This is a genomic window from Zooshikella ganghwensis (assembly GCF_018263875.1).
Taxonomy (GTDB): domain Bacteria; phylum Pseudomonadota; class Gammaproteobacteria; order Pseudomonadales; family Zooshikellaceae; genus Zooshikella; species Zooshikella ganghwensis.
The window spans coordinates 1-7,363 of sequence record NZ_JAEVHG010000041.1 but is presented as its reverse complement, the minus strand read 5'-3'; the positions used below and the strand labels follow the sequence as shown (position 1 = coordinate 7,363).

Below are 7,363 nucleotides of genomic sequence, written 5' to 3'. Positions count from 1 at the left end.
TTATGGCTATGATGCCGTGGGGAACATCCTCAGCATTGACGATGGTTTACAAGCCAGCCTGAACCAGAAATTTGAATACGATGCGCTGGACCGCTTAGCGCTGGAAAGTGGTTACTTTGGTCAGAAAACCTATCAGTTTGATGAAGTGGGTAATCGTACCCAACGGGTTTGGACGACTAAAGCCGATGCCTCTGGCAACAGCCAAACCAAAAAGCAAGTCCTGAGCTATCACAACAATAGCAACCGCCTCAACAAGCTGGACAACCAAACTGTTAGTCTGGATGCCATGGGCAATACCCTGGCAAGCCAAGGAGCCAATGCCACTTATGACGCCCGTGGTCGTTTAAGCAGCATGACCGTAAACGGTGAGCTTCGTGCGAAATACACTTACAACGCCATTGGTGAGCGGGTCGTTAAAGAGCGTATCCTGGGTGGACAGTCTTACTATGGCGTGTATCAATATGATTTAGCGGGCCAGTTATTAGCAGAAGCCAATTACTCCAGCACTCGCAAGCTGTTAGACCGTCACTATGTGTGGTTAGGCTCTATGCCGGTAGCCATGATCGAAGTGCATTACCAAGGCAATGGTAAGGTTGCTAATACCCAGGTTTCCTATATCCACTCTGATCACTTAAATACCCCACGTCGTGCGACTAACACCGAAGGTAATATCGTCTGGGCCTGGTACAGTGATGCGTATGGTGTGGGTCAGGTAGCCGATAACCCCGATGGTGATGGGCAAACCGTTACTTTAAATCTGCGCTTCCCTGGACAATACTATGATGCTGAGAGTGGGCTCTTTTACAACTATTTCCGCGATTACGATCCAAGTACTGGAAGATACATCGAAAGTGATCCTATTGGGTTAAATGGTGGGTTGAATACCTTTGCTTACGTTGAAGGGAATCCTGTTGGATACATCGATCCATTAGGCCTAGAGCGCTTTGGTCCTCGCTATAGAGTGACTGATTATCGTTCAAACTGGACAGAGGAAGACTGGTGTCGCCACAGGGAGTCAATGGATAATGTTTTAGAAATCATGTTTGTAGTGGCAACTGCCGGTGAAGGGCTTGTGGCAGTAAACTCACTAAAATTTTTATTTAGAAGTATCTTTAAGCGAAAAGCGAATCAAGCAATTGCAAAAGTTGCAAAATATGGAGTTGATGACTTTGCAAAAGTAGGTAAAAAAGTAAGTCAAAAACAAAATAGACATATAGCTGGCCGTAAAGAATATAGAGGTGGAGGTTATCTTGATAGTGTTGAAGATGCCCAAAAAGTATTAGACAGTTTTAATTCTGGATCAGCAAAAATCATTGGTAAATCGAAGCAAGGATTTCCAATCGTAAAAGTAGACGGAGTTACAGGAACGAATGTATCTAATGTTGCATCGGGTAGTTATAAACAATCGACAAATGTTTTTATGATTAAAGGTACTAAATCCCCTAGTGTTGTGCCCATGAACCCAAACTGGACCCCATGATTATGTTAGATTTTCTTCAAAAGCAGTCGCTAATTTTGATGCAATCTTTACTGGGAGTGATATCCAATAATTTTAGGATGGTATCCATAGAAACCAGTAATTCCAATGTAACTGTCCAAATTGTATTGGAGTTTGAAAATATCGATGATCTTGAAGAAATTGAAGATTTGAAAAGTGAGTTCGAAGCACTTCAAGAAACAGCAATTAATTATGAGTTTGTAGTAAAAGCGACTAGTGAAGACTTGCCTTGGCCTAATGAGAAATCGATAGTAGTTTTTAGGCGACGAGAATTTTAATTGTTAGTGTTGTCATTAATTTGAAGCCCGCACATGCGGGCATTTTTATTTAACCCCTTCAATCAAGGCAATATCCTTTTTTAGCAGCTCATTGACCATGGTATTCAGCTCAATGCCTTTTGCTTCAGCCCGTGCTGCGAAATACTCTAATAGGTGTCCAGAGGAAGAATCCTATAGGTATTCTTCAGATTTAACTTTAGAGCTCTTTTTTTCTTTAGATTCATTAAGTAGCTCTGCACCAGCTCTCATCATTTCTATAGCATAAGTTGATCCTGAAAGGCTAAAACGAACGACTTTAAATTTGTTATCTTTCATCGCAACTACAAAGCCTACTTTGGATGCCTTCTTGATTAGATTATCTATGTCATCAAATGGTGTAATGTAAAATACATTTTCCTTATTATATTTATGACCACATATTAAATTTACTCCTACAGCACCTGCACTTGAATTTACAATAGATGGGAATTTAGAGCCTTCCTTGCATGATATGCCCAAGCTTACAATATATACACAACTTTTTTCAAAAATGTAGCAATATTGGCCTAGGACTCGGCCTTCTGAATTTTCTGTTGCGGCATATACAAATTCATCTTTGTTTAAAGAAAGATCCCAATACCAGTCTTTGCTTATTTGTACCTTAGCTTCAGCAATAAAAGGCAGTATTAGCATAATAAATACAAAATAAAGTCGTATAGTCACCGGTGATTCTCCCTGCTTAGTAGAATGACTCTACTCTTTATAGTAAATACCAAAGGTGTAGTTTTTGGAAAAAATTCGAAAATAAAGGATTGTTAGGAGTTAAATGCTGAGAAAATAATACAAAAGCTGCTGTAACCAATTATTTTCAATACATAATTGACGTAGAGATGTGCCTGTTCTTTTTAGCTTCAACCTTGCTCGTGCCCTTAGTGCTCCTACCCCTCCCCAGAATACTCAACCCCCTTAAAAAAACTTCCGGTAACTTCTGTTATCGGCTATTTTTGGGTCGAAGCAGTAGTATGCTATCAAAAACAGTAATACGTAATACTAAGTTAGAAATAACTAATATATAGGGAAATGACGCCAAATCGGCTACAGGCCAACAATAGCAATGCTTTGGGCGTGCAGACGCAGGACCATGCCAATCGTGCTGGCGATTGAAGTATGTATGCCAGAGTGACATACACAATTATGTGTGCCATAATGACACACATAAAGACAAGAGGAATCAGCATAATGGCTACTCAACCCAATTCTGAGCGCAAAGAAACGCGCTTGGTGGCGCGTGTTTCCACTGATATACAAGAAATGATTCAGCGCGCGGCGGACTATTCTGGGGCTACACTCTCACAGTTTTTGATTGAATCGGCACTGGAAAAAGCCCGTGATGTACTGGCACAAACCGAAACATTACAGCTCTCCAAGGCTGGCGCTGAGGCACTGGTTGCAGCACTGGAGAACCCACCTGAACCGCACCATAAACTGGTTGCAGCGGCCCAGCGCTACAGGGATTCGGTGAATGTCGATAATCATTGAAGAGCTGACACCTGCGCATGATCGAAAAGCGTTTGATTGCGGTGTGAATGCGTTGAACCAGTTTCTACAAAGGCAAGCACGGCAGAAGGCGGCCAAACAGATCTCAAAAACGTATGTCGCGTGCGCCAGTGCAGAGCCGACTGCCATTCTTGGCTATCACACCCTGACCGGCTACTCCGTGACAACGCCGCCCGATCATAAAGATTATAAAAAGTACCCTCATCCGCTGAATGCGGTGAAACTGGCACGACTTGCAGTCGATCGCTCTCAGCAAGGGCAGCGGTTAGGTGAGCGGTTATTAGTGGATGCCATCTACCGGACGGTTTTAGTGGCAGAGCAAATATCGGCGATCGGTTTGTTTGTGGACCCGATGACACCCCAGGTAGTGCCTTTTTATCAGCAGTATGGTTTTTTACCCGCTGATCCTGGCGATCCCTCACGATTGGAAATGTGGCTACCCATCAAAACCTGTATAGCAGTAGCGGCTACTGCCTGCGAGTGATGAAACAAAAGTCACACATCAACTGTGCTATGTTCCGCGTGGAACATTTATGTGGAACACCGATTAGCTCAATAATGCCACAACCCTTTACCCTTACTGGAGAATTCATTAAATTTGCAGTATATTTACCGTATGGCTGACTTGGTGACCTTGGAGGTTTATAGCTATGCCACGATTAACCCTGGATCTCTCTGACGAGGTCAATAAGGAGTTGGACAGGATAGCTAAGGCTAACTGTATATCTAAGGCTGAGGCTATGCGCCGCGCATTTGCGTTACTGGCTGTAGCTGAGTCTGAAAAGAAGCGCGGTAACTCACTTGGTATAGTCAGGGAAGATCCTAACTCACATCATCTAGAGGCTTTAGGGCGTGTAGTGGGGGTTTAATGGAACAAAACAACCAAACGAGTGACGTTGATATTAGTGCAATGTTTGGTGGTGAGAGTAAAGGTGTTCAGATTGACGAGAGTGCTCGCTTAGTATTTGGCAAGCAGGTGCTTCTTTGTCTCGCCGTTATTTGTGTTGGTGTTTTTGCTGGCTATGCTTATGCTCCAGATAACAAAGCATTAGCCAGCATATTCGAGCTCATCAAAATTGGAGCTTTACCGCTTGTTACCTTAGTTATTTCTTTTTACTTCCCAAGCAACAACGGTGCATCAAAGTAAGTTGAGTGTGGTATATCCAGAAAAAAAAACTTAATAAAGTAGTTGTATAGTACACCGGCAAGCCCATAACGCACTATCATAGGGCGAGTAAATGCAGTACCCGCCCCATCTATCGGTTTCACGAAAAACTCTGTCCTTCAGGGCGATGAGGAAACCAACAAACTCGTTTCCGATATTTTTGTTCTTTGTTGAATACCATAGAAAGCCGACTTCCTAGTCAACCCAAGAGTGGGCTTTTTTGTTTCCGCTTACCTTGAGCCGCTATATCATCTATATATAGCCTCAATACGCAACACTAATTCCAAAACTACGCAGTTTTTCAAGGTTGGCGGAAATGGTCTCTTAGCGCTACTTTCACTAAACCACTCCCTTTATCAGACTTAAAACAGTTATCGTATTTAGTATTACACAATACAGAAAATGATAGTATTTTACGCGAAAATCGTCGAAATAGCCGATAACAGCGGTTATCGGAAGTTTTTTCGAGGGGGTTTTAGTAGTTGGGGTGGGACAGGAGCACTAGGGGGCACTAGCATATACATCAGTAGCTCCTGATATACTACTCGTGCCTTTTAAAATTTATTCCGATAAATAAAAAAGCCTACTAATGTAGGCTTTTAACAGACTCTTAATTAATTATCATCTAACTCAGAATAACAGTAAAACTGTCCATAAAAGCTATAGTTATCCTTTATAGCTTTTAATAGATCTTCCTTACTTGGATAAGCTTCCTCATTATTCGACGACTCAACTCTGTCTAAGTTAAGCTCAATAATGCTTTTAATGCTTCTTATTTCGTATTTATCTTCCTCAGTGTTATTTTTTACACGTTGTAACGCCTGATCCAGACTACTAGCTGGGACAAACATATAAGCAAATGCACCAATAAAAGTATCTGGCATTTCACTACCAGGAAGTCTTAGAAGATCTAAGTATATTTCGTAAATTTTATTACTCATTTATAAGTCATACTAGTAGTGAATATTATCTTTTCATTCCTTATCATGATCTGATCAGCTTTAATCAAACAGGCTCGATTTACTTAGTAGCTACAAAGCTATTTAGACCTATTCCACGAAAATTTAAAAATCCAAACTCATAAAGAATAGCTTTAATTCTTTCATTTATTGGAACTCCATAAACATGCAATTCACTCCAACCTGGAGTACGACTGTATTCGTTATGATGCTCATCTACCTCATCTATAATTGAGTTTAAAATACTCTCTGGCGACTCGCCTTCAATATTTTGAAAAACAGTAACTCCATCAGCCAATAAATCATCAAAGCTAGAATTATGATGCTCATAAAAAAACTTGGTGTTTTCCAAATTAGTTTCTGACTCAATTAACCAAACATGCATATTACTTGCAATTGATAAAAGGCTCTCCCTAGAAAAGCCTTTATCGACAACAATCGCTACCTTATGAACGTCATCCATGACATCTACCTCGGCAATTCTTCTGGTTTTGCAGGTCGTACACCACCTGGTGTGCTTTTATCATGTACATGTGGAGTAGGTACTTTATCATTCGTAGATTTATTTGTGTGTGTATGAGGCTTTGAGTATTGAGTATCAACACGCTTAGTTTGGTCAAACCCAGTTGGATTTTTAGAGTTAGGAGACCACTCTGCATGATGAGACACATTATCGTTAGCATCACGACGATATGTAGAGTGTGGCCCTTGAGCTTTAGGGTCAGGTGTTAAGTGGTTTTTTCCTCTACCTGTTTTCCCCGTGCTCGTTGCTGTCTTCGATGCTAGCTCAACTACTTCATCACCATATCTACAGGTTTTAATCGCAACACTTGCACCAGCAGGTAAGAACGGGACAGCAGAAGCAAATGCATCATAGGCTGTGCCAACACCGCTTACAGCAGCTCCCCAGTAGTTACCTGTTGCAACATCAAAAGAGAACTCAGCAACACCTACACCAACATTGAATACATCCCAAGGTGTTTCTAATGCTAGGCCTTTTGAGTCAATATACCGAACAGGATTCCCTTCAACGTAAGCATAGGTATTCAACCCACCATTTAACCCAATGGGGTCACTTTCGATGTATCTTCCAGTACTAGGATCGTAATCGCGGAAATAGTTGTAAAAGAGCCCACTCTCAGCATCAAAGTATTGTCCAGGGAAGCGCAGATTTAAAGTAACGGTCTGTCCATCACCATCAGGGTTATCAGCTACCTGACCCACACCATACGCATCACTGTACCAGGCCCAGACGATATTACCGTCGGTGTTAGTCGCACGACGTGGGGTATTGAGGTGATCCGCATGGATATAGGAAACCTGGGTATTAGCAACCTTACCATTGCCTTGGTAATGCACTTCGATCATGGCCACTGGCATATTGCCTAACCACACATAGTGACGGTCTAACAGCTTACGAGTGCTGGAGTAATTGGCTTCTGCTAATAGCTGGCCGGCTAAATCATATTGGTAAACACCATAGTAAGACTGTCCGCCTAAGATGCGCTCTTTAACGACCCGCTCACCAATGGCGTTGTAGGTGTATTTCGCTCGGAGTTCACCGTTTACGGTCATGCTGCTTAAACGACCACGGGCGTCATAAGTGGCATTGGCTCCACGACTAGATAGCGTATTCCCCATCGCATCCAAGCTGACGGTTTCATTGTTCAGCTTGTTCAAACGGTTACTGTTGTCGTGATAGTTCAGGACTTGCTTTTTGGTTTGGCTGTTGCCAGAGGCATCGGCTTTAGTCGTCCAAACCCGCTGGGTACGGTTACCCACTTCATCAAATTGATACGTCTTCTTGCCGAAGTAGCCACTTTCCAGTGCTAAGCGATCCAGCGCATCGTATTCAAATTTCTGGTTCAGGCTAGCCTGTAAACCATCGTCGATGCTGAGGATGTTCCCCACCGCATCATAGCCATAG

General features: G+C 42.3%; 10 protein-coding genes. 6 read left to right on the top strand and 4 right to left on the bottom strand.

Annotation, left to right across the window (positions count from 1 at the left end; genetic code table 11):
• Together KHS79_RS25470 and KHS79_RS25465 are read left to right on the top strand one after the other, a co-directional pair.
• Positions 1-1,480: RHS repeat-associated core domain-containing protein (locus KHS79_RS25470; RefSeq protein WP_325167650.1), on the top strand; the 1,480-nt coding region annotated here is incomplete at its 5' end.
• A 2-nt stretch (positions 1,481-1,482) separates the two neighbouring features.
• Positions 1,483-1,776, top strand: a complete 294-nt coding sequence (locus tag KHS79_RS25465) for a hypothetical protein (protein ID WP_212722980.1) — start codon at positions 1,483-1,485, stop codon at positions 1,774-1,776.
• A gap of 171 nt (positions 1,777-1,947) precedes the next feature.
• Here KHS79_RS25465 and KHS79_RS25460 read toward each other — a convergent pair whose 3' ends face one another.
• Positions 1,948-2,478, bottom strand: a complete 531-nt coding sequence (locus KHS79_RS25460; RefSeq protein ID WP_212722979.1) for a hypothetical protein — start codon at positions 2,476-2,478, stop codon at positions 1,948-1,950.
• Positions 2,479-2,994: 516 nt separating this feature from the next.
• On the opposite strand from KHS79_RS25460, the gene KHS79_RS25455 reads away from it, so the two are divergent.
• The 4 genes from KHS79_RS25455 to KHS79_RS25440 all read left to right on the top strand — a co-directional run bounded on the left by KHS79_RS25455 (position 2,995) and on the right by KHS79_RS25440 (position 4,459).
• Positions 2,995-3,294, top strand: coding sequence for a type II toxin-antitoxin system TacA family antitoxin (locus KHS79_RS25455; protein ID WP_212722978.1), 300 nt, complete (start codon positions 2,995-2,997; stop codon positions 3,292-3,294).
• Positions 3,278-3,796 carry a GNAT family N-acetyltransferase gene (locus KHS79_RS25450; protein ID WP_212722977.1) on the top strand — a complete coding sequence of 173 codons (519 nt, stop codon included), beginning with the start codon at positions 3,278-3,280 and terminating at the stop codon, positions 3,794-3,796. Before KHS79_RS25455 ends, KHS79_RS25450 begins: the two co-directional genes overlap by 17 nt.
• Before the next feature lie 166 nt (positions 3,797-3,962).
• A complete protein-coding gene (locus KHS79_RS25445) occupies positions 3,963-4,181 on the top strand; it encodes a ribbon-helix-helix protein, CopG family (RefSeq protein ID WP_094789850.1) in 219 nt (72 codons plus the stop codon).
• Positions 4,181-4,459: a hypothetical protein gene (locus KHS79_RS25440; protein ID WP_157365616.1), complete on the top strand. Its 279-nt coding sequence runs from the start codon at positions 4,181-4,183 to the stop codon at positions 4,457-4,459. Before KHS79_RS25445 ends, KHS79_RS25440 begins: the two co-directional genes overlap by 1 nt.
• A 632-nt stretch (positions 4,460-5,091) precedes the next feature.
• On the opposite strand, the gene KHS79_RS25435 is transcribed toward KHS79_RS25440, so the two are convergent.
• From KHS79_RS25435 to KHS79_RS25425, 3 genes are all read right to left on the bottom strand, one after another.
• Positions 5,092-5,361 (bottom strand): hypothetical protein, encoded by a 270-nt coding sequence (locus KHS79_RS25435; RefSeq protein WP_212722976.1) that lies wholly within the window; start codon positions 5,359-5,361, stop codon positions 5,092-5,094.
• Between the two features lie 136 nt (positions 5,362-5,497).
• Positions 5,498-5,899, bottom strand: coding sequence for a hypothetical protein (locus KHS79_RS25430; RefSeq protein WP_212722975.1), 402 nt, complete (start codon positions 5,897-5,899; stop codon positions 5,498-5,500).
• A 5-nt stretch (positions 5,900-5,904) separates the two neighbouring features.
• Positions 5,905-7,363, bottom strand: a 1,459-nt coding sequence (locus KHS79_RS25425) for an RHS repeat-associated core domain-containing protein (protein ID WP_325167651.1), incomplete at its 5' end; no start/stop codon positions are given.